Annotated in this window: 18 protein-coding genes; 4 read left to right on the top strand and 14 right to left on the bottom strand. The window is 73.5% G+C overall.

Annotated elements, in window-relative coordinates; all coding sequences use genetic code 11:
• The first annotated feature begins 11 nt into the window (after positions 1 to 11).
• On the top strand, positions 12 to 815 hold the full coding sequence (locus tag ABD944_RS07210) for a patatin-like phospholipase family protein (RefSeq protein WP_345173543.1): 804 nt from the start codon (positions 12 to 14) through the stop codon (positions 813 to 815).
• A 44-nt stretch (positions 816 to 859) separates the two neighbouring features.
• Positions 860 to 1,348, top strand: a complete 489-nt coding sequence (locus ABD944_RS07205; protein WP_345173541.1) for a MarR family winged helix-turn-helix transcriptional regulator — start codon at positions 860 to 862, stop codon at positions 1,346 to 1,348.
• 207 nt (positions 1,349 to 1,555) lie between these two features.
• On the opposite strand, the gene ABD944_RS07200 is transcribed toward ABD944_RS07205, so the two are convergent.
• The 10 genes from ABD944_RS07200 to metG form a co-directional block, all read right to left on the bottom strand.
• Entirely contained in the window at positions 1,556 to 2,674 is a 1,119-nt protein-coding gene (locus ABD944_RS07200; protein WP_345173538.1) for an amidase, read from the bottom strand.
• A 46-nt stretch (positions 2,675 to 2,720) separates the two neighbouring features.
• Positions 2,721 to 4,484 (bottom strand): ABC-F family ATP-binding cassette domain-containing protein, encoded by a 1,764-nt coding sequence (locus tag ABD944_RS07195; RefSeq protein WP_345173537.1) that lies wholly within the window; start codon positions 4,482 to 4,484, stop codon positions 2,721 to 2,723.
• A 60-nt stretch (positions 4,485 to 4,544) separates the two neighbouring features.
• Positions 4,545 to 4,958 carry a hypothetical protein gene (locus ABD944_RS07190; protein WP_345173535.1) on the bottom strand — a complete coding sequence of 138 codons (414 nt, stop codon included), beginning with the start codon at positions 4,956 to 4,958 and terminating at the stop codon, positions 4,545 to 4,547.
• Between the two features lie 90 nt (positions 4,959 to 5,048).
• Entirely contained in the window at positions 5,049 to 5,291 is a 243-nt protein-coding gene (locus ABD944_RS07185) for a hypothetical protein (protein ID WP_345173534.1), read from the bottom strand.
• A gap of 128 nt (positions 5,292 to 5,419) precedes the next feature.
• Positions 5,420 to 6,349 (bottom strand): 4-(cytidine 5'-diphospho)-2-C-methyl-D-erythritol kinase, encoded by a 930-nt coding sequence (locus ABD944_RS07180; protein ID WP_345173532.1) that lies wholly within the window; start codon positions 6,347 to 6,349, stop codon positions 5,420 to 5,422.
• A 21-nt stretch (positions 6,350 to 6,370) separates the two neighbouring features.
• Positions 6,371 to 7,543 (bottom strand): glycoside hydrolase family 26 protein, encoded by a 1,173-nt coding sequence (locus tag ABD944_RS07175; protein WP_345173531.1) that lies wholly within the window; start codon positions 7,541 to 7,543, stop codon positions 6,371 to 6,373.
• Positions 7,540 to 8,445, bottom strand: coding sequence for a 16S rRNA (adenine(1518)-N(6)/adenine(1519)-N(6))-dimethyltransferase RsmA (rsmA, locus tag ABD944_RS07170; RefSeq protein ID WP_345173529.1), 906 nt, complete (start codon positions 8,443 to 8,445; stop codon positions 7,540 to 7,542). Before rsmA ends, ABD944_RS07175 begins: the two co-directional genes overlap by 4 nt.
• A gap of 58 nt (positions 8,446 to 8,503) precedes the next feature.
• Positions 8,504 to 9,328, bottom strand: a complete 825-nt coding sequence (locus ABD944_RS07165) for a resuscitation-promoting factor (RefSeq protein ID WP_345173528.1) — start codon at positions 9,326 to 9,328, stop codon at positions 8,504 to 8,506.
• A 158-nt stretch (positions 9,329 to 9,486) separates the two neighbouring features.
• Complete coding sequence (locus ABD944_RS07160; protein WP_345173526.1) at positions 9,487 to 10,311, bottom strand: TatD family hydrolase; 825 nt, start codon at positions 10,309 to 10,311, stop codon at positions 9,487 to 9,489.
• Positions 10,308 to 12,101, bottom strand: a complete 1,794-nt coding sequence (gene metG / locus ABD944_RS07155) for a methionine--tRNA ligase (RefSeq protein WP_345173525.1) — start codon at positions 12,099 to 12,101, stop codon at positions 10,308 to 10,310. The genes ABD944_RS07160 and metG overlap by 4 nt, the downstream gene beginning before the upstream one ends.
• A gap of 93 nt (positions 12,102 to 12,194) precedes the next feature.
• Between metG and ABD944_RS07150 the strand changes: the two genes are divergently transcribed.
• Positions 12,195 to 13,811, top strand: a complete 1,617-nt coding sequence (locus tag ABD944_RS07150) for a glycosyltransferase family 39 protein (RefSeq protein ID WP_345173523.1) — start codon at positions 12,195 to 12,197, stop codon at positions 13,809 to 13,811.
• Here ABD944_RS07150 and ABD944_RS07145 read toward each other — a convergent pair.
• Both ABD944_RS07145 and ABD944_RS07140 read right to left on the bottom strand, forming a co-directional pair.
• Positions 13,808 to 15,634, bottom strand: coding sequence for a hypothetical protein (locus ABD944_RS07145; RefSeq protein ID WP_345173522.1), 1,827 nt, complete (start codon positions 15,632 to 15,634; stop codon positions 13,808 to 13,810). The genes ABD944_RS07150 and ABD944_RS07145 overlap by 4 nt on opposite strands.
• A gap of 103 nt (positions 15,635 to 15,737) precedes the next feature.
• On the bottom strand, positions 15,738 to 17,093 hold the full coding sequence (locus ABD944_RS07140) for a glycosyltransferase family 2 protein (RefSeq protein ID WP_345173520.1): 1,356 nt from the start codon (positions 17,091 to 17,093) through the stop codon (positions 15,738 to 15,740).
• A gap of 780 nt (positions 17,094 to 17,873) precedes the next feature.
• Between ABD944_RS07140 and ABD944_RS07135 the strand changes: the two genes are divergently transcribed.
• A complete protein-coding gene (locus ABD944_RS07135) occupies positions 17,874 to 19,322 on the top strand; it encodes a hypothetical protein (RefSeq protein WP_345173518.1) in 1,449 nt (482 codons plus the stop codon).
• A 10-nt stretch (positions 19,323 to 19,332) separates the two neighbouring features.
• On the opposite strand, the gene ABD944_RS07130 is transcribed toward ABD944_RS07135, so the two are convergent.
• Together ABD944_RS07130 and rsmI are read right to left on the bottom strand one after the other, a co-directional pair.
• On the bottom strand, positions 19,333 to 19,635 hold the full coding sequence (locus ABD944_RS07130) for a hypothetical protein (protein ID WP_345173516.1): 303 nt from the start codon (positions 19,633 to 19,635) through the stop codon (positions 19,333 to 19,335).
• Between the two features lie 138 nt (positions 19,636 to 19,773).
• Positions 19,774 to 20,619 (bottom strand): 16S rRNA (cytidine(1402)-2'-O)-methyltransferase, encoded by an 846-nt coding sequence (rsmI, locus tag ABD944_RS07125; protein WP_345173515.1) that lies wholly within the window; start codon positions 20,617 to 20,619, stop codon positions 19,774 to 19,776.
• Between the last annotated feature and the right edge of the window lie 40 nt (positions 20,620 to 20,659).

Below are 20,659 nucleotides of genomic sequence, written 5' to 3'. Positions count from 1 at the left end.
GGCTCACCGGCATGACGGACGACGAGAGCGGATGGGCGCTGGTGCTCGGCCCCGGCGGGCCGGTCGGGACGGCGTGGCTGATCGGGCTGGCGGCGGGGCTGCGCGAGGCGGGCGTGGACCCGGCGGCGGCGGGCCTGGTCGTCGGGACCTCGGCGGGCGCCATCGCGGGCGCGGCGATCACCACCGGCAGGGACCTGGCGGCGCTGGAGGAGCTGCCGCCGCGCGGCGGCCCACCGGCGCCGGCGGACGGCTCGGTGATGGCGCGGGTGTTCGAGGTCGGCAGCGCCCCGGGACTGGAACCGGACGAGGCCAGGCGGCGGATCGGGCGGCTGGCCCTGGAGGCGGACGCGCTTCCCGCCGAACGCCACCACGCGAGCATGCGGTACCTGGTCGGGACCGACACGTGGCCGGACGCACGGCTGCTGATCACCGGGATGGACGCCGCGTCGGGCGAACCGGTGCTGTGGGACGCGTCGAGCGGCGTCCCGCTGTCGCTGGCGGTGGCCGCGAGCAGCGCGGCGCCCGGCTTCGCCGAGCCGGTGCCGATCGGCGGGCGCCGCTACATGGACGGCGCGTTCGCCGGATGGTCGGAGGCGGAACTGGCGCGGGGAGCCGGGCCGCTCGTCGCGGTGGAGCCGATGCCCAACATGCGGGGCGGCGGCGGCCTCCGGATCGTCCCGGACGCGCGGGCACTGGAGGCGTTCGGGCCGAGCCTCGGGGACCGCTCGCGGTGGACGCCCGTCTACCGGGAGGGGCTCCGGCAGGCGCCGGAGGCGGCCGAGCGGATCACCGCCGCGCTGGCCGCCCACCGCTGATCACGCCCCGTCTTTCTCGATATCAAGACAGGTAGGGTGGCGGCATGCGCGATGAGGTCGACAGGCTGGTCGAGGCGTGGAACACCGAGCGCCCGGACCTGGACGTCCGGCCGCTGCAGGTCCTCAGCCGCGTGTCCCGCCTGGCCCGGCACCTCGACCGCGCCCGGCGCGCCGTGTTCGCCGACCACGGCCTGGAGCCGTGGGAGTTCGACGTGCTCACCGCGCTGCGCCGGGCGGGCGCCCCCTACCGGCTGAGCCCCGGCCGCCTCCTGCACGCGACCCTGGTGACCTCCGGCACGATGACGAACCGCATCGACCGGCTGGCGGCGGCGGGGCTGGTGGAGCGGCATCCCGACCCGCAGGACAAGCGCGGCGTGCAGGTCCGCCTCACCGAGGCGGGCCTGACCCGCGTCGACGCCGCCTTCGCCGACCTGCTCCGCCGCGAGCAGGCGATCCTGGAAGGCCTCTCCCCCGACCAGCGCGAAGCCCTGGCCGACCTCCTGCGCACCCTCCTCATCCCCTTCGACGCGTGATCTCCCAGGGGGGGCATCTCCCAGGGGGGCGACCCCCTGGAACCCCCGTCACGAGCCGGGCGATCCTCACGCCACGGTGCTGGTGTGCTGTGCCCGTGCGGGTTCTCGTCGTGTCGCTCCGGTCGCCCGGCTCGGCGGGTCGTGCGACCTCCAGGCGCCTAGAGCGCCTTCCGGCCGCCCGGCCCGCGCCCGGCTGAGGGCCCTGTTTCAGGGGGTCAGGGCGGCTTCCAGGGCGGCGGCCAGGGCGCAGAGGCGTTCCTCGCCTCCGGCGGGGCCGATGAGCTGGACGGACGCGGGCAGGTGCGAGCCGGGCACCGGGACGGGCAGGGCGAAGGCGGGGAGCCCGGCGACGTTGACCTGACCCACGAGCGTCGTGAGGACGAGGTCGGACTCGTCCGCCTCATCGGGCTCCGGGGGCAGGCACGGCAGGACCGGCAGGGCGATGGCGGCGTGCCGGGCGAGGATCGCGTCGAGCTCCGCCCTGATCGCCTTCCGCACGCCGAGCGCCCGGTCGAGCATCCCGGCGCCGGACACGTCGATCATGTGCTGGACGCGGCGCGCGATGCGGCCGCTCAGCTTGTCCGGCTCGGCGAGCAGGCGCCCGTTCCAGCGCGGGGCCTCGTCGCTGATGATCAGGCCGTTGGCGGTGGCGGCGCCGGCATAGTGCTCGGACGTGACGTCGGTGACGGGGCCGAGGCGGCGCAGGGCCTCGTCGACGGCGGCGTCGATCGCCGGGTCCACGCCGTCGACGCGGAGGCGCGCGACGGTCATGGACGGGTCGTAGGGGGCGGGCGTGAAGCCGGGTTCGAGCAGGCGCATGCCGAGCACCACGGCGGCGACGTCGCGGCCCATCGGCCCGACGACGTCCAGCGTCGGCGACAGGGGATACACGCCGTCCAGGGAGACGCGGCCGTTCGTGGTCTTCAGGCCCGCGATGCCGCAGCAGGCGGCCGGGATGCGGATCGACCCGGAGGTGTCGGTCCCGAAGGCGACGTCGGCCTCGCCGGTGGCGACGGCGACGGCGGAGCCGCTCGACGAGCCGCCCGGCACCCGCGACGGGTCGAGCGGGTTCACCGGCGTCCCCGACCAGGGGTTCACGCCGTCCGCGGCCATGCACAGCTCGTTCAGGTTGGTCTTCCCGGCGATGCGGGCACCCTGCGCGCGGGCGGACGCGACGGCGGGCGCGTCCGCGGCGGCGGGCTCGGCGCGCTCGGCGACGGCCCGGCAGCCCGCGGTGGTGGGCAGCCCGGCCACGTCGATCGCGTCCTTGACGGCGAGCCGCGGGCCGTCGCCCGGCTCGTCCGTCCTGATGATCCAGGTCGTCATTCAGGGATGATGCCCGGTGCGCCCGCGAACCGCCAGGAACGTCCTGCTAGCCGAGATCCTCGGCGAGCATGAGCCACTCCTCCTCGACGCCGGCGGCCTCGGCCTGGACCTCCTTGAGCCGGGCGTCCAGCTCCTGGAGCTTGGCGTAGTCGGTGGCGTGCGCGGCGAGCTGCTCGTGGAGGGCGGCCTGCTGACCGGCGAGCTTCTCCAGGCGGCGTTCGAGGCGGTCGAGCTCCTTGCGGGCCTTCCAGTCCTGGCCGCCCGCCTTGGGCTTGGGCGGCGCCGCGGCGGGCTCGTCGCGGACCGCGCCGGGCTTGGGCGCGGTCCCGGCGGCGCGGCGTTCGAGGTACTCGTCGACGCCGCCGGGCAGCAGCGACACGCGGCCGTCGCCGAGCAGCGCGACGACGTGGTCGGTGATGCGCTCCAGGAAGTAGCGGTCGTGGCTGACGACGACGAGGGTCCCGGGCCAGCCGTCCAGGAGGTCCTCGACCTCGGTGAGGGTCTCGATGTCGAGGTCGTTCGTGGGCTCGTCCAGCAGGAGGACGTTGGGCTCGGCCATCAGGAGGCGCAGCAGTTGCAGGCGGCGGCGCTCACCGCCGGACAGGTCGCCGACGGGCGTCCACTGCCGGTCGCCCGCGAAGCCGAGCCGTTCGAGGAGCTGGCTCGCAGTCCATTCGCGCTTGCCGACGGTGATGCGGCGGCGGATCTCCTCGACCGACTCCAGGACGCGCCGGGCCGGGTCGAGCTCCTCCAGGTTCTGCGACAGGTGCGCGAGCTGGACGGTCTTGCCCTGCACCACCGTGCCGGAGACCGGCTGGACGGAGCCGTCGAGGAGGCGCAGCAGGGTGCTCTTGCCGCTGCCGTTGACGCCGACGAGACCGACCCGGTCGCCCGGGCCGAGCCGCCACGTCATGCGCTGGAACAGGTCACGGTCGCCGAGGCGGACGCTGACGTCCTCGATGTCGTAGACGGTCTTGCCGAGCCGCGCGGTCGCGAACCGGGTCAGCTCCACCGAGTCGCGCGCCGGCGGCTCGTCGGCGATGAGGGCCTGCGCGGCGTCCACCCGGAACTTGGGCTTGGACGTGCGCGCCTGCGGGCCGCGGCGCAGCCACGCCAGCTCCTTGCGGAGCAGGTTCTGCCGCTTGGCCTCGGTGGCGGCGGCGATCCGGGAGCGCTCGGCCTTGGCGAGGACGTAGGCGGAGTAGCCGCCCTCGTAGCGTTCGACGCGCCCGTCGACGACCTCCCACGTGCGGTCGGTGACCGCGTCGAGGAACCAGCGGTCGTGGGTGACGACGAGCAGCGCGACCTTGCGGCCCCTCAGGTGCCGGGCCAGCCAGTCGATCGCCTCGATGTCGAGGTGGTTGGTGGGCTCGTCCAGCAGGAGCAGGTCGGACTCGGGGACCAGGAGCCGGGCCAGCGCGACGCGGCGGCGCTCCCCGCCGGACATGCCGGCCAGCGGCGCGTCCAGGTCGAGGTCGGCGAGCAGGCCGCCGAGGATGTCGCGGGCCCGGACGTCGCCCGCCCACTCGTGCTCGGCGCGGTCGCCGAGCACCACGGACCGGACGGTCGCGTTCTCGGCGAACGCGTCCCGCTGGGTCAGGTAGCCGAGCCGGATCCCGCGGGCGTGGGTGACGCGCCCGTCGTCGGGCTCGGTCTCCCGGGCGAGGACGGACACGAGGGTGCTCTTGCCGCCGCCGTTGCGTCCGACGACGCCGACGCGGTCGCCCTCGTCCAGGCCGAGGGACACGGCGTCGAGCAGCGGTTCGGGCCCGTAGGCCTTGGCGACGTTCTCAAGATTGATCAGATTCACGGCGCCTTCAAGCGTAGGGCCCCGCGCGCACCGCTCGCACGGCGCGCCCCGCTCAGACGATCAGTTCGGTGGCGCCATGCCCGAGGACCCGGGCTGCTCCGGCCGATCCGGCTGATCCGGTTGCCCGTACTGACCCGGCTGACCCGGCTGATCCGGTTGCCCGTACTGGCCGGGCTGGCCGGGCGGCCCGTACTGGCCCTGCTGCCCGTACTGACCGGGTTGGCCGTACTGACCGGGCTGGTCCGGCTGCCCGTACTGGCCCTGCTGGCCGTACTGGCCGGGCTGGCCCTGCTGGCCGTACTGACCCGGCTGCCCGTACTGGCCGGGCGGCTGCGGCGGGTACGGGGCGCCGGGCGGCCCGTACGCCGCGCCGGAGTTCTTGGTCTTCGACGAGTTCGCGGCGAGCACCACCACGACCACCACGACGACGCCGACGACCAGGAGCAGGAGCAGGAGGATCAAGGGGGTCAGCATGCCAAGACGCGCCATTTCGCTAGGTTCCGAAATCCGTGGGAGGCGAACCGATCGATCAGGGCGGCCCGGGTCTCCGGCCGCGCGGCGAGCCTACTGCCCGCCCGCCTCCCCCGGCACCACGGAGCCGGGCGCCACGGGCCCCGGCACGACGGGGCCCGGGACCCCGGGGCCCGGCACGGCGGAACCGGGCAGGGAGCCCGTTCCCGCGGAGGCCGCCACCACCTTGTCAGGGGCGTTGCGGCGCAGAGCCCGGTCGCGGCGCACCGCCAGCAGAACAAGCGTCGCCATCACGACGATCGCCACGAGGCTCAGCATCCCGGACAGATACGTCATCGCTCCACCTCGCCGGTCGGGTCAGTCCCGGAGGAACCGGTGTCACGCATAGAAGACGCGCTCTGCGACAGCAAGGTTCGCTTGTGTGACGATGGCAGCTACCGGGACAGGGGCGTCCCACCGTCCCGTCAGACGACTGTGGCCCCGGGGACGGGTCCGTGAGCCCGGACGATCTGCTCCGCGACGCCGGCCGAGTCCAGCGCGTCCGCCAGCTCCGCGGCGTCCTCGTCGGTCTCGGCGAGGAACGCGCAGGTGGGACCGGAACCGGAGACGAGCGCCCCGATCGCGCCGAGCTCGCGGCCGGCGTCGAGCGTGCGGCGCAGCGACGGGCGCAGCGACAGCGCGGCGGGCTCCAGATCGTTGGACAGCGCGGCGCCGAGGGCCTTGGCGTCCCCGGTGGCGAGCGCGGTCATCAGCGCCTCGGACACGGTCGGCCAGGCGGCCGCCTCCCCCGCCGCCAGGCGGAGCCGGTCGCACTCGCCGTAGACGGCCGGCGTGGACAGGCCGCCGTCGGCGGTCGCGAACACCCAGTGGAAGGCGCCGCGGGTGAGGGCGGGGGTGAGCCGCTCCCCGCGCCCGACGCCGACGGCCGTGCCGCCGAGGACCGCGAACGGGACGTCGCTGCCGAGGTCGCCGCCGAGCTCCATGAGGTCGTCGCGGGTGAGGACGGGCTCCTCGCGGTCGTCCCAGAGCCGGGCGCACGCGACGAGCGCGGCGGCGGCGTCGGCGCTGCCGCCCGCCATGCCCCCCGCGACCGGGATCGCCTTGCGGATCGAGAGCCGCACGGCCGTCTCGACGCCGAGGCGCGCCGCGACGAGCCGGGCCGCCCTGGCGGCGAGGTTGTCCTCGCCGGTGGGGACGCCGCCGACCGCGACGCGCGAGTGCGGGGCCGCCCGGACCTCCACCGCCAGCCGCTCGGCGGGCTCGGCCGTCACCTCGTCGAACAGCGACACGGCGTGGAACACGTTGACGAGGTCGTGGTAGCCGTCGTCGCGGATCGGCCCGACGCCCAACTGGAGGTTCACCTTGGCGGGGACCCGCACCGTCACTGCGTTCACTCGCGAAACCCTACGGGACCCTCAGCCGCCGCTTGTGACGGGGAGGTTGCGGGGGTTGAAGTACGGCGTCGTGGCGAGTTCGCGCAGCGCCGACATCGCGTGCGTGTCGCCGGTCACCGAGTAGGAGCGGCGCCTGTCGCGGGCGTTCTTCGCCTGCTCGTCGGAGTTGAAGTACACGACGGCCTTGACCTGCGGGTCCTGCAGGGTCTTGGCGGCCTCGCGGAGCCATTCGGCGCGGCGCGGGCCGTAGGACTTCGGCACCCCGAACTCGGCGATCATGATGGGCTTGTGGCGTCCCCGGGCCCACTCGGTGAAGAGCTTCAGCGCCTCCGACAGGTCGCGGTAGTCGTAGTCGGCGCCGGGCTGGGCGTCGGCGCAGATCCAGTCGACCTGGTCGTCGCCGGGGTAGTACGAGCCCGCGTTCGCGCCGTTGAAGCCGCGGGCGGTGGGGCACCACACCCAGGCGACGTTGTCGACGCCCTCCCGCTTGAAGATCGCCCGCAGGTGCTTCCACGCGGCCGTGAAGTCGGCGGCCGAGTGGACGCGCTTCTGCTCGGACGCCCTGTCCATGTCCCGCGACCAGCGCAGGAACACGGGCTTGCCGAGGGCCTTGACGGCGCGGGCGCGCTTGGCGATCAGGTCGTCGTGCTCGCCCTGGACGATCTCGCGGGCGTCGCCGCCGTCCCAGGTCAGCAGCAGGTAGCGGTTGCCGTCGGCGACGGACTTCTCCAGCGCGCCCGGGAAGTCGCTCTTCCAGCCGCGGTAGCTCTGCACGATGTCGAGCCGGCGGCCGAGCCGCTGCTCGAAACCGGCGACGGGCGCCATGCCCGGCTTGCCGGCGTCCTTCCCGGACGGCGACCCCGAAGGCGCCCCGGAGTCCGGCGGCGACTCCGACGGCGACTCCGACGGCGAGCCGGACGGGGACGGCGAGGCGGAGGCGGACGGCAGGCCGCCCTCCGGCGGCACCCACGCCCCGAAGTAGGCCCCCTGGCCCGGCGGGACCGGCGCCACGCCCGCCCGCGCCGTCGTCGTGATCTTGGGTGCCGCGCCGGCGCCGCCCCCGCAGCCCGCCGCGACCGTGGCGATCGTGCCCGCGATCGCGAGCAGTGCCGTCCCCACGATCGGCATCCGGGTCCGCGCCGCCCGCGAACGCGCCTTCACATCGACCTCCGGCTCGTGCTGATGCTGTCTCATCCCCCGCGGGGAGCTCTGGCCTCGGGGGGTCGAGAGAGATCACCCCGGCGAGAAGGACCATACTCGGCAATTCGGGCGAAGGCGGCCACGTCCAGCGCTTCGCCCCGGGTCCGCGGGTCGACGCCCGCGGCGCGCAGCGCCTCCTCGGCGGCGGGCGCCGACCCGGCCCATCCCGCGAGGGCCGCGCGCAGCGTCTTGCGGCGCTGCGCGAACGCGGCGTCGACCACGGCGAACACCTCCTCCCGGGTCGCCCCGGTCGGCGGCGGGTCGCGGCGGGTGAACGCCACGAGCCCGGAGTCGACGTTCGGCGCGGGCCAGAACACGGCGCGCCCGACGGCCCCGGCCCGCCGGGCCTCCCCGTACCAGGCGAGCTTCACCGACGGCACCCCGTAGATCTTGGAGCCGGGCGCGGCGGCCATCCGGTCGGCGACCTCGGCCTGCACCATCACCAGCGCGGACCGCAGCGACGGCAGCGTCGCCAGAAGGTGCAGCACGACGGGGACGGCGACGTTGTAGGGCAGGTTCGCCACGAGGGCGGTCGGCGCGGGCCCCGGCAGCTCCGCGATCCTCATCGCGTCGGCGCGCACGACCTCAAGGCGCCCCGCGAGGTCCGGCTCCCGGGCGGCGGCCGTGGCCGGCAGCTCGGCGGCCAGCACCGGGTCGATCTCCACGGCGACGACCCGCCGCACCTGCGGCAGCAGTGCCAGCGTGAGCGACCCCAGCCCGGGCCCCACCTCGATGACGACGTCGCCCGGGTCCAGCTCGGCGGCCCGGACGATCCGCCGGACGGTGTTGGCGTCGATGACGAAGTTCTGCCCGAGCGTCTTCGTCGGCCTGATGCCGAGCCGCCCGGCCAGCTCCCGCACGTCCGCCGGCCCGAGCAGGCCCCTGGTGTCCCCCATGCGTCAAGTCTCTCCTGTCATCGCGCGGGCCCGGTCCCCAGGGCCCCGCGGGCGCCGGTCAGGAGAACAGGAACTTCCCGCAGTTGGGCCACTGGCCCTGCCAGCGGCCGTTCACCCGCTTGTAGAGCAGCTGGGCCCGGTAGGTCTGCTCGGCCGAGCTGGCGTCCGACGGCTTCCCCGAGCCGCCGACCGACGCCCACGACGCCAGGGAGAACTGGTAGAGGCCGTAGTACCCGGCCGGGTTCACGGCCTTGGGGTTGTTGTGGGACTCGCAGTTGGCGAGGCCGTGCCAGTTCAACTGCGTCACCGAGCCGCTGTTCGCCGACTTCGGCCCCACCGCGATGATCTGCGCGACGGGCTTGCGCTTGACCTTCCTCGCGAGAACCTTCACGACCTTGCGGCCCTTGCGCCGGACGTAGGCGACCTTCACGATCGTGATGCCGGGACGGCCCTTGCGCAGCTCCTTCTCGCTCCACGGCGCGACGGACGAGCTCTTCTTGCGGACCGTCGGGGCGGTCGTCTTCACGACCTTGGTCACCGGCTCCGACAGCAGCCGCATGATCTTGATGACGTCGCCGGCGGGCTTGTCGGCGGCCGGCTCGACCAGGTCGTGCGGGCCGAGCGCGATCTTCGCCTGCTCCAGCACCTGGCCGACGGTCGCGCCGGTCGTCATGGTCTCGGTCTTCTTCGCGTCGACCACGATGACGATCTTGCGCGGCGCGGGGGCGGTGGTGCGCGGCGCGTCCGCGACGACGCCGCGCTTCGGGGCCGCCGAGCCGCCGTCCCCGCCGCACGCCGAGGCGAGCAGCGCGGACGCCAGCAGGACGGCGAGGGGCGCGAGCGCGCGGGCGGCGCGCTCGCGCGGCACGGATGGGGAAGGCACGGGGAGTTCCTCCAGGGAGCCGGGCTCGGGGGGCGCCCGTCCAACGGCCAGAGATTAGAGCTCCCCGCCCGTCTCCGCCACCGGAACGCCGCCACTCGCCCCATTTGCCCGATATGCCCACCCCGGGATCCGCTCCGCCCCGGCCGGACCCGCACCGGTCACCAGGGACCGAAGGCGCGCTCCCCGTTCGCGGCGATCGCGGCGCACAGCTCCGCCAGGTCGACGCCCTTGACCTCCGCCATCGCGCGGACGGTGTGCGGGATCAGGTACGAGGCGTTCGGCTTGCCACGGTGCGGGATCGGCGTCAGGAACGGCGCGTCGGTCTCCACCAGCAGCAGGTCGAGCGGCGCGGCGCGCAGCGCCTCCCGCAGGGGCTCGGCGTTCTTGAACGTGACGTTCCCGGCGAAGCTCATCAGGTAGCCGCGATCGGCACAGACCCGCGCCATGGCGGCGTCACCGGAGTAGCAGTGGAAGACGACCGTGTCGGGCGCCCCCTCCTCCTCCAGGATCGCCAGCACGTCGTCGTGTGCCTCCCGGTCGTGGATCACCAGGGCCTTGCCGGTGCGCTTGGCGATGTCGACGTGGGCGCGGAAGGAGCGGTGCTGGTCCTCCTTCGGCGCCCAGTCGCGGTAGTAGTCCAGGCCCGTCTCGCCGATCGCGCGGACCTTGGGGTGCGCGGCGAGCAGGGCGACGTCGGCCAGGACGGCGTCGCTGACGCCCGTCGTCTCGTTCGGGTGGATCGCGACCGCGGCGTACACGTCGTCGAACTCGCCCGCGGCGTCCACCGCGAACCGGGAGGACGGCAGGTCGCAGCCGATCGTGACGATCCGCGCGACGCCCCCGGCCTTCGCCGACCTCAGCTGCTCGTCCACCGGCGTCTCGACGATGTCGAGATGGCAGTGGCTGTCGAAGACGTCGACGGGCAGGCGCTCGGGCAGCGGCGGGTAGGAACGGGACGCCTGCCCGTCCCCCTCCTGGGTCACGCCTTCTCCAGCCGGGCGAGCTCCTCGTCCACCACGGACGTCTCCAGCTTCTTGAACAGCGGCACCGGCTTGGCCAGCGGGACGCCCGGCTTGATCGGCATGGACTCCCAGCGGGCCTCGGTCGCGTAGTCGCCGGTGAGGACGCGGTAGTCGGGGCCGCCCTCCTCCGACACCGTCTCCAGCCTCGGCATGCCGCTCCACACGCCCTGCCCGCCGAGCATCTCGTAGACCTTCTGCGAGGAGTTCGGCAGGAACGGCGTCAGGAGCGTCTTGGCGTCGTCGACGACCTGGAGGGCGGTGTGCAGGATCGACTTGACGCGCTCGGGGTCGTCCTTGAGCTTCCAGGGCGCCTGGTCCGACAGGTACTTGTTGGCGTCGCGGACGACGTCCAGCGCCTCGGTGATCGAGTTCTTGAACCGCGACCGCCCGAGCTCGGCGCCCACGGCCCCGAACGCGGCGCGGCTGCGCTCCAGCAGCGCCCGGTCGGCGTCGGTGAGGTCGCCCGCCTCGGGGATCGCGCCGAAGTTCTTCGCCGCCATGTTCACCGAGCGGTTCACGAGGTTGCCCCACGCCGCCACCAGCTCGTCGTTGTTGCGGCGGACGAACTCCGACCACGTGAAGTCGGTGTCCTGGTTCTCGGGGCCGGCGACCGCGACGTAGTAGCGCAGCGCGTCCACGTCGTAGCGCTCCAGGAAGTCCTTCACGTAGATGACCACCTGGCGGGACGAGGAGAACTTGCGGCCCTCCATCGTCAGGAACTCCGACGACACGACCTCCGTCGGGAGGTTCAGCGCGCCCAGCGAGCCGGGCGTGCCGCCCTTGTCGCCCTGGCCGCTGTAGCCGAGGAGCATCGCCGGCCAGATCTCGGCGTGGAAGACGATGTTGTCCTTGCCCATGAAGTAGTAGGACAGGGCCTCCGGGTCCTGCCACCAGGCGCGCCATGCCTCGGGGTCGCCGGAGCGCCGCGCCCACTCCACCGACGCGGAGAAGTAGCCGACGACGGCGTCGAACCACACGTACAGCTTCTTGGCCGGGTTGTCGCGCCAGCCGTCCAGCGGGATCGGCACGCCCCAGTCGAGGTCGCGGCTGATCGCCCGCGGCTGCATGTCGTCGAGGAGGTTCAGCGCGAACTTCAGCACGTTCGGCCGCCACTGGCCCTGCTTACCCCGCAGGTACCGGCCGAGGACCTCGGTGAACGCGGGCAGGTCGAGCATGAAGTGCTCGGTCTCGGTGAACTTCGGCGTCTCGCCGTTGATCCGCGACACCGGGTTGATCAGGTCGATCGGGTCGAGCTGGTTGCCGCAGTTGTCGCACTGGTCGCCGCGCGCCCCGTCGTACCCGCAGATGGGGCAGGTGCCCTCGATGTAGCGGTCCGGGAGCGTCCGGCCGGTGGACGGCGAGATCGCGCCCATCGTCTTGGTCGGGAAGATGTAGCCGTTGTCGTACAGGCCCTTGAAGACCTCCTGGACGACCGCGTAGTGGTTCAGCGTCGTGGTGCGCGTGAACAGGTCGTAGGACATCCCGAGGCCGTACAGGTCCTCGGCGATCACGGAGCTGTAGCGGTCGGCCAGCTCGCGGGCCGTCACGCCCTCCTTGTCGGCCTGCACCTGGATCGGCGTGCCGTGCTCGTCGGTACCGCTGACCATCAGGACCTTGTTGCCCGCCATCCGCTGGTAGCGGCTGAACATGTCGGCGGGCAGCGCGAAACCGGAGACGTGCCCGATGTGACGGGGCCCGTTGGCGTACGGCCATGCGGGCGCGGTCAAGATATGACGGCTTGACGAGGACATGGAATCAAGGGTAGTCGCGTCACGGGGGCCGCGGCACGCGAGTAACCTGGCTCGGCGTCACAGCACGGACCAGCGGAGGCGGGAACTCAAGGCATGGCCCAGACCACGTCCGACCAGGCGGTCGCCCGGGAAGCCGACGACGCGGGGCCGGACGCGCCGTCCGCCCGCACCGGCCCGCTGAGCCGGCTGCGGCGGACCCGGCGGGTGGTGTGGCTGTCGCTGCTGGTCGCGGCGTCCGCGGTGCTCGCCCAGTGGGTGATCATGACCCCGCCGCTGTACTTCGACCCGTACTACGTGTGGCTCGCCGCCCGCGACTGGCCGCACATCCCCCTCACCCAGTGGCCGTTCGACGAGGTCCCGCACCAGGTCACCCGGATCGGGCTGGTGCTCCCGGCCCGGCTGGTCCAGGAGGTCCTCGGGGACGGCCAGGCCGCCTACTTCACCGTCGCCGCCCTCGGCGGGGCCGCCTTCTTCGTCGGGACCTACCTGGTCGTCCGGTCCCTGTTCGGGGACGTGGCGGGCCTGGCGTCCGCGGCGGTCATGCTGGTCCACCCGTTCTTCACCATGACCAACCCGTTCGGCCACGAGATCACCTGGTCGACCGGGGTGATGCTGCCGGACATGCCGGGCGCGGGGCTGTTCACCCTCGGGATGGCGGGCCTCGTCGTCGCGAGCCGCAGGTCCGGCCGGGCCCAGACGCGGATGCTGCTCGCCGCCGGGGTGCTCCTCGGCGCGTCGTTCCTCGTCCGGGAGTTCCTGGCCTTCCTCTTCCTCGCCATCCCCGCCTATCTGGCGCTGCTGCGCATCCCGTGGCGCCGCAACGTCACGGTCGGCGCGCCGATGCTGGCGATCCTGCTGCTCAACTTCGTCCACAACCAGCTGGTGTGGGGCAGCCCGCTCGCCGGGCTCATGTCGGCGGCCGAGCACGGCGGCCAGTCCCGCGACTACGTCACCCGCTCGCTCGCCGCGCGGTCGTTCCTGCGCGCGATGCACGACTGGAACCCGCTCGGGCTCGTCTTCACCGGGGCACTGGTCCTCACCATCGCCGGCTGGGCCCTCACCCGCGACCGGCGGCTCGCGCTGGTCCTGGTGTGGTTCTTCACGCTGGCGGTGCCGCTGACGCTGTTCTCCGGCGTCCTCGACCCGAACGACATCTCGCTGCGCGCCTGGCTCCAGCGGTACTGGTTCGCGGTGCTGCCCGCGCTGCTCGCCGGGGGCTCCGGATCGCTGATCCTGATGTTCCGGATGCTGCCGCCCGGCCTGGTGTCGCGGCTGCGGCTGCGGACGGTCGCGGCGCCCGTCCTGGCGGTCGCGCTGGGGGCGACGTACGCGGTGGCGGCCGTCCGCGCCGTCCCCGAACTGCCGCGCGACAAGGCGTGGAACGAGCTGCGCGGGTACCTCGGCGGCCACCGCGACATCACGCTGATCTGCGCCGACCGGCGGCTCGCGCAGACCCTCACCTTCTACACGCGCGACATGTGGGGGCGCCCGGTCTGGCGCGGCGAGATCCGCGACTTCCCGCACTACATGCCGATCCCCCGCAACGCGACCGAGGGGCCGATGCTCTACACGCGCTGGCGCGGCATGGAGTCGCAGATCGGCGGCGGCTGGCGCCCCGACCCCGCCCAGGGCTGGACGCTCATGTGGCGCTCGTCGGACGGGGTGCTCCAGCTCTGGAATCCCCCCGCGAAGGCCGCCGCCGGAAGCTAGCGGGCCCAGGCGACCCAGTCGCCCTCGACCGTGCGGCGGCTGGCGACGACGTGCCAGCCGGGCGGAGCGCCCTTCGGCCAGGACGCGGTGGGAGGGGCGTTCTTCGGCCAGGCCAGGACGACCATGTCGGCGTCCTGGGGCGGCGCGGTCCAGCGGGCGTCGAACACGCTGCCGTCGCTCCACCAGGCCCAGTAGTACTGGGAGAGCCGGATCGTCCACCAGATGTTCCAGTCGACGGCGATGGACCGCTGCTTCGTCAGGTCGACGGTGCCCCGCAGGTCGGTGTAGGCCGTCTCGGCGCGCACCAGCGGCTGCGCGATGCGTTCGGTCGCGGTGACGCACATGGCCAGCGCGACGGCGGCCAGCAGGCCCGCCAGCAGCAGCCGGCCGGTCGGGCGGTGGGGCCGCCGCAGGACGGCCGCCGTCGACAGGACGAGCAGAAGCAGCCCGGCGGACGTGGCCCGCCAGAGGTGGAACGCCGTCCAGTCCCAGGTCAGGAGCGACGTCTCGGGGAAGTCGTAGGCGGTGTAGGTGTACCGGGTGAGCAGGTCGCCCGCGTACCACTGGACGACGCACGCGGCGACGACCGTCAGCACGGCCGCCGCGCCCGCCGCCCACAGCAGCGTGCGCCGCGAGGCGCGCATCAGGACCGCGACGCCCACCGCGAACAGCGCCGGCGTGACACTGGCCAGGTAGCGGCCGTACACGTAGTTGCCGATGCGGTACTCGACGGGCAGGGCCGCCGACGTGGCGAACGCGATGCCCGCCACGAGCGCGACGACCGCGAGCGCCAGCGCCCGCACCGGCCCCGGGGTGGCGCGGCGCACCGCGAGGAACGCGACGGCGAGGAGCCCGAGCGCCGCCACGCCGCCGGTCGCGACGGACTGGTACCAGACCTGGCCGGTGCCGAGCGAGAGCATCCAGCCCCACCCGTCCAGCGTGGTGAGGCGCTTCACGACGTTGCCGCCGAGATCGTTGTCGCCCTGCGGGTACATGTGGGGCAGCAGCGTTCGGTTCAGCAGCATCCCCGCGGCCGTCGCGGCGGCGAGGGCGAGCGTGGCGGCGGACACGGCGCGCCAGGACCGCCACCGGAACACCAGGGCGGCGCCGAGCAGCGCGGCGTGCACGAGCAGCAGGATCGCGCCGCGGGTGTGGCAGGCGTAGGCGTAGGCGACCAGCAGCGACGCGCCCGCCCCGGCCGCTGTCAGCCGGAGGGACGGGCGGCGCCCGTCCGGGGGCGGGGCGGTCAGCCAGGTGTGCGCCAGGAGCAGCCAGCCGGCCACGAGCACCGGCAGGATCGCGTCGGTCAGCACGAACCCGGAGTAGAACAGCACGCACGGCAGCAGCGCCGTGACGTGCCCGAAGACGTACGCCCAGCGCCGCCGCACCGCCAGCCGGCGCAGCAGCAGGTAGGCCAGCGGCAGCATCGCCGCGCTGACCAGCGCGTTGATCGCCAGGGCGGCCCGGTAGACCGCGACCGGGCCGTCGCCGATCCAGAAGGCGGGCGTCAGCAGCAGCGGGTAGCCGCCGCGGTACACCGTCCCGAACGACATGTCGGCGTCGGGCCCGCCGGTCAGGACGCGGGCGGCGAACAGGTACCCCGACTCGTCCGGCGTCGCCACCGGAAGCGTCTGCCCCGACGCGAGCCAGAGCCGCACGGCGACCTGCGCGAGCCACCCGAGCGCGAACAGCCAGGCCCAGCGGCGGCGGTCCGCCCGCGGCGGGGCGGCGGCCGGGCCGGCCGGAAAGGCCGGAGGCCGCGCGGCGCCGCCTTCGTGCGGGGCGTCCGGGCGCGCGGCGTCCTGCGGCGCGCGCGTGCTCACCGGCGGGCGGCGCGCCGGGCGCGCACTACCGGGGGAAGAAGCTCCATCGACGGTCAAGCCTGTCATATCGCGGGCGGAGCGCCCGGGCCCGGCCCGGAGACGCTCAGCGAGCGTCCTCGTCGCCGGCCTCGGCCGGGGTGGCGCCCGCCTTGCCCGCGGTGACCTTCTCCGGCTCGTCCTCGGCCGCGCCCTTCTCGTTCTTCTCGGCCTTGGCCGCCTTCGCCGCCTTCGCCGCCTTCTCGGCCTCGGCGACCTTCTGCACGGCGGCGTCGACGACGCCCGCGGCCTCCTCGGCCGGGTCCGTGAGCGGCGGGTGCTGGCGGCGCCGGATGCCGAGGATGCTGACGAACAACGAGGCGAAGATGGCCTGGAAGCTCATCACCAGCGCGGTCGCGGCGGGGACGACGATGCGCAGCGAGTGCCGCGGGTCCAGCTCGCCGAAGCTGTTCACCCGCCAGTGCAGCAGGGACGCGACGAGGCCGCCGAGGCCGGCGACGGCGAGCAGCCCGCCGAGCAGCAGGCCGCGCTCCAGGCTCCACCAGTCGATGAGTTTCTGCACGCGGCGGTCGTGCGGCAGGAATCCCTCCTGCATCGCGTAGACCTTCGTCAGCAGCGCGAACAGCACCGCCTGGAAGCCGATCACCAGCGCGGCGGAGGCGCCGACCAGCGTGTCGACGTCGAAGGCGATGTCCCCGACGGTCACGGGGCCGGTCGACAGCGCGACGCCGGCGACCAGGCCGAGCATCATGAAGACCAGGCCGGGGATGAGGAACAGCCAGCGGGGGCTGTAGAGCATGAGGAAGCGCAGGTGGCGCCAGCCGTCGCGCCAGGTGTTGAGGTGCGGGGCGCGGGTCCGCCCGTCCGGCGACAGCGTGGTCGGCACCTCGCGGATGTCGTAGCCCTGCAGGGTCGCCTTGACGACCATCTCGCTGGCGAACTCCATGCCGCCGGTCTGCAGGCCGAGGCGCAGGATCGCGTCCTTCTCGAAGGCGCGCAGCCCGCAGTGGAAGTCGCCGATCTTGCTGCCGAAGAACAGCCGGCCGACGAAGCTGAGCACCGGGTTGCCGAGGTAGCGGTGCAGCGGCGGCATGGCGCCGTCGGCGATGCCGCCCTTGAACCGGTTGCCCATGACGAGGTCGGCGCCGTCGCGCAGCTCGTCCAGGAACGGGCCGAGGGTGGTGAAGTCGTAGGAGTCGTCGGCGTCGCCCATCGCGACGTACCTGCCGCGCGCGGCCCGGATCCCGCCCATGAGGGCGTTGCCGTAGCCCTTGTCGACCACCGGCACGACGCGGGCGCCCGCGTCGCGGGCCAGCTGCTGGCTGCCGTCGGTGCTGCCGTTGTCGGCGATGACCACCTCGCCGTCGATGCCGCTGTCCTCGAAGAAACCGATGGTCTTGCGGACGCAGGTCTCGACCGTCTCGGCCTCGTTCAGACATGGCATCACTACGGAGAGTTCCACGCGATCTCCTTCATTACCCCTGGTGGCGTCGTTACCCTTGGTGACCCTGTTACACCTGCTGACCGTCTGCGGCGTTTTCCACTAATCTCTGTTGTTCCGCGTGTTGTTCATCGGGACGGCCCGTCGGCGTTCATGATGCCCGCCGAGGGCGGGGCATGATGGCCGCTCTCGTCAAGAGCACCCGTATCGTGTTGCCCACTTGCAACCGGAAAACCCTATCCGGCACCGTCGCGGGCGGCATGTTAGGACGTCAAGCATACGGGCACGGCGGCCCGGAAAGGGTGGGCGGCTGTGACGCGCGCCGCAGGACGCAGTGCCGTGGACGAACGTAGTGCCCTGGACCAACGCAATGCCACCGGACCGGGGGCCGGACATCGAAGGGAAGGTGCGGCCGTGGCGGGGGAAACGCCGCAAGGCACCGCGCTCGACGGGTCGGCGCAGGGCGGGACGGCCCTCGCGACGACGGCCGGGGCCGCCGCGGCGCCGGGCGCACCGGACGCTCCGGCCGGCGCGTCCGGGGACGCGACGACCGCCCCGGACTCGGCCAAATCTTCGTCAGAGGCCGGCAACGGCACGCCCGATTCCGGCACAGAAGGTCTGGAATCCGGCATAACGGCCACGGTGTCCGGCGAGTCCATTAAGGGCGCGCCCGAAACCGGTTCACAAGTTCGTCCGGAATCGGGGGACGCGCCGGACGACGCGCCCGGAGAGAGTGCGGAGGCGGGTCGCGGACGCGGCCGCGGGTTGTGGACGCTGGCGCGCCGAAACCCGGTCTTCAGTGTGATCATTGCCATAGCGGCGCTTCTCCGTCTGGTGGCGATGCTCGGCTACCAGCCGGTGATGTTCTTCAACGACAGCTTCGACTACCTGAACGTCGCGATGGACCCGTATCCGCACCCGCTGCGGCCCGACGGGTACTCGTTCCTGCTGCTCGTCCTCAAGCCGTTCCACAGCTTCGCGCTGGTCGCCGGGCTCCAGCACCTCATGGGCCTGGCCATGGGCGTGATGATCTACGCGCTGCTGCGGCGCCGGTTCGGGCTGCCCGGCTGGGGCGCCGCGCTGGCGGCCGCGCCGGTCCTGCTGGACGCCTACCAGCTCCAGCTCGAACACCTGGTGCTGTCGGACACGACGTTCACCTTCCTGGTGATGTGCGCGGTCACGCTGCTGCTGTGGCGCGACCAGCCGTCCTGGAAGATCGCCGCGGGGGTCGGGCTGATCGTCGGGATGGCGTGGCTGACCCGCTCGGTCGGGATGCCGGTGCTCCTCGGCGTGCTGGTGTACATGCTGGTCCGGCGCAGCGGCTGGCGGCTCATGGCCGTCACGCTGGCCGCCTGCCTGCTGCCGGTGCTGGGCTACATGGGCTGGTACAAGGCGGAGAGCGACAAGTTCGCGATCACCGAGAGCAACGGGATCTTCCTGTACGCCCGGGTCTACAAGTTCGCCGACTGCCACCGGATGAAGGACCTGCCGGTCAGCGAGTACCCGCTGTGCACCGAGCCCGCGAACCGGCTGCCGAACTCGCAGGACGGCATCTGGAACGCCCGCTCCCCGCTCAACCGCTACACCGGCACGCGGTTCAGCCCCGAGAACAACAAGCTCGGCAACGACTTCGCCAAGCGGGCCATCGTCGCCCAGCCACTCGACTACTCGCGGGTCGTCGCGCACGACTTCTTCCGCGTCTTCCAGTGGAAGCGCACGGTGTTCCCCGACCCGGCGACGTACGCGCAGTACGAGTTCGAGAAGAAGAGCCGGCCTCTGCCCGACTGGCACATGCCCGGCGGCGGGACGGCCGCCCAGGACGCGCGCGGCTACGAGCGCGGCAACGCCCGCACGCAGGTCGTCGAGCCGTTCGCCGGGGCCGCCCGCGGCTACCAGGACGTCTTCTACCTGCGCGGCACCATGGTCGGCGCCATCCTGCTCCTCGGCCTGGCCGGGCTGGTCCCGCTGTGGCGCCGGTTCGGCGGCGAGGCGCTGCTGCCGTGGACGCTCGCCACGGGGCTGCTGCTCGCGCCCGCGGCCACCGCCGAGTTCGACTACCGGTACGTGCTGCCCGCCGTCCCGCTGGCGGCGCTCGCCGCCGGGCTGGCGTTCAGGCCCGAGGCCCGCGCGACGGCGGCCGGCTGGACGCGCCGCCTGACCGGCCGCGGCAGGAGCGGGGCGACCCCGCCGGCGCCGCCGGCCGAGCCGGTGGTGCAGGAGGCCCCGGGGGCCACCCGCGTCACCGCCTGACCGTCGCGCGCTACCAGGCGTGCATGCGGCGGAGGTGGAAGACCATCGCCACGTCGCTGCCGTTGCGGACCATCGGCACCTCGTCGTGCCTGCCGTGCGTCGCCGACAGCGCCTTGACGTTCTGGCCGCCGCAGTCCGGGCAGCACCGGTCCATCCAGGGCGTCGTGCAGGGCTGGCCCTGGCGCACGTAGATGACGGCCTGGTTGCCATGCCCGTCACCGGAGTGCCGGACCTGGAACTCCTCGTTCCAGGACCCTTCGCAGCCCAGGCACTCGAAGACCCACACTTCGTGGTGCGTCCATGCCTCGTGCATGGCACTCACCCCCTCACAGACCGTCTTCCGCGCGTCTCTTCGGCGCCCCTGGTCTGCTTCACTGGGATGCCCCGGCCGGAGGCTACCGGGGCAGTTATGCCCCGGAGGCGCCCCTTTGGACCGCTCTGAGGGGGGTGACTATTTTCTGGCCTTGACAACGGCGTCGTAAACGAGGCGCTTCTGGGCGCCGTTGTCCCGGGCGACCTCGGCGATGGCCTGCTTGCGCGGCGTCCCGGCCGCCTCCCGCGCGGCGACCGCCGCCGCCAGGTCCGCCGGGTCCGTCAGCCCCCGCGGCTCGGGCGCGCCGCCGACCACCACCGTGATCTCGCCGAGGACGCCGTCCGCCGCCCACGCGGCGAGCTCGCCGAGCGTCCCCCGGCGGACCTCCTCGTAGGTCTTGGTCAGCTCGCGGCACACCGCGGCGGGACGGTCCGCGCCGAACGCCTCCGCCATCGCCGCGAGGGTGACGGGCAGCCGGCGCGGCGACTCGAAGAACACCATCGTGCGGGGCTCGCCCGCGAGCGACTCCAGCCGGCGGGCCCGCTCCCCCGGCTTGCGCGGCGGGAACCCCTCGAAGCAGAACCGGTCGGTCGGCAGCCCCGACACCGCCAGCGCGGTCGTGACGGCGGACGGCCCGGGCAGCACCGTGACCGGGACGCCCTCGGCGACGGCGGCGCGCACCAGCCGGTACCCGGGGTCCGACACGCCCGGCATCCCGGCGTCGGTGATCACCAGCACGTCCCGTCCGGCGAGCAGGTCCTCCACGAGCCCGGCGGCCCGCTCCCGCTCGTTCAGGTCGTTGTAGGACACGACGCGGCCGGGCAGCTCGACGCCGAGATCGCCCGCCAGCCGCCGCAGCCGCCGCGTGTCCTCGGCCGCGATGACCGGCGCCTCCGCGAGCGCGGCCCGCAGCCGGGCCGAGGCGTCCTCGGGCCTGCCGATCGGCGCCGCCGCGAGCCGCAGCGTCCCCGTTCCCGCCTCCATCACGGCCCCCATCCCGCTCGTCCCGTCACGCGGATCATTG

The sequence above is a fragment of the Actinomadura verrucosospora genome (genome assembly GCF_039540335.1).
GTDB lineage: Bacteria > Actinomycetota > Actinomycetes > Streptosporangiales > Streptosporangiaceae > Spirillospora > Spirillospora verrucosospora.
The sequence above is the reverse complement of the archived record's forward strand: the minus strand, read 5'-3'. Positions and strand labels throughout refer to the sequence as shown.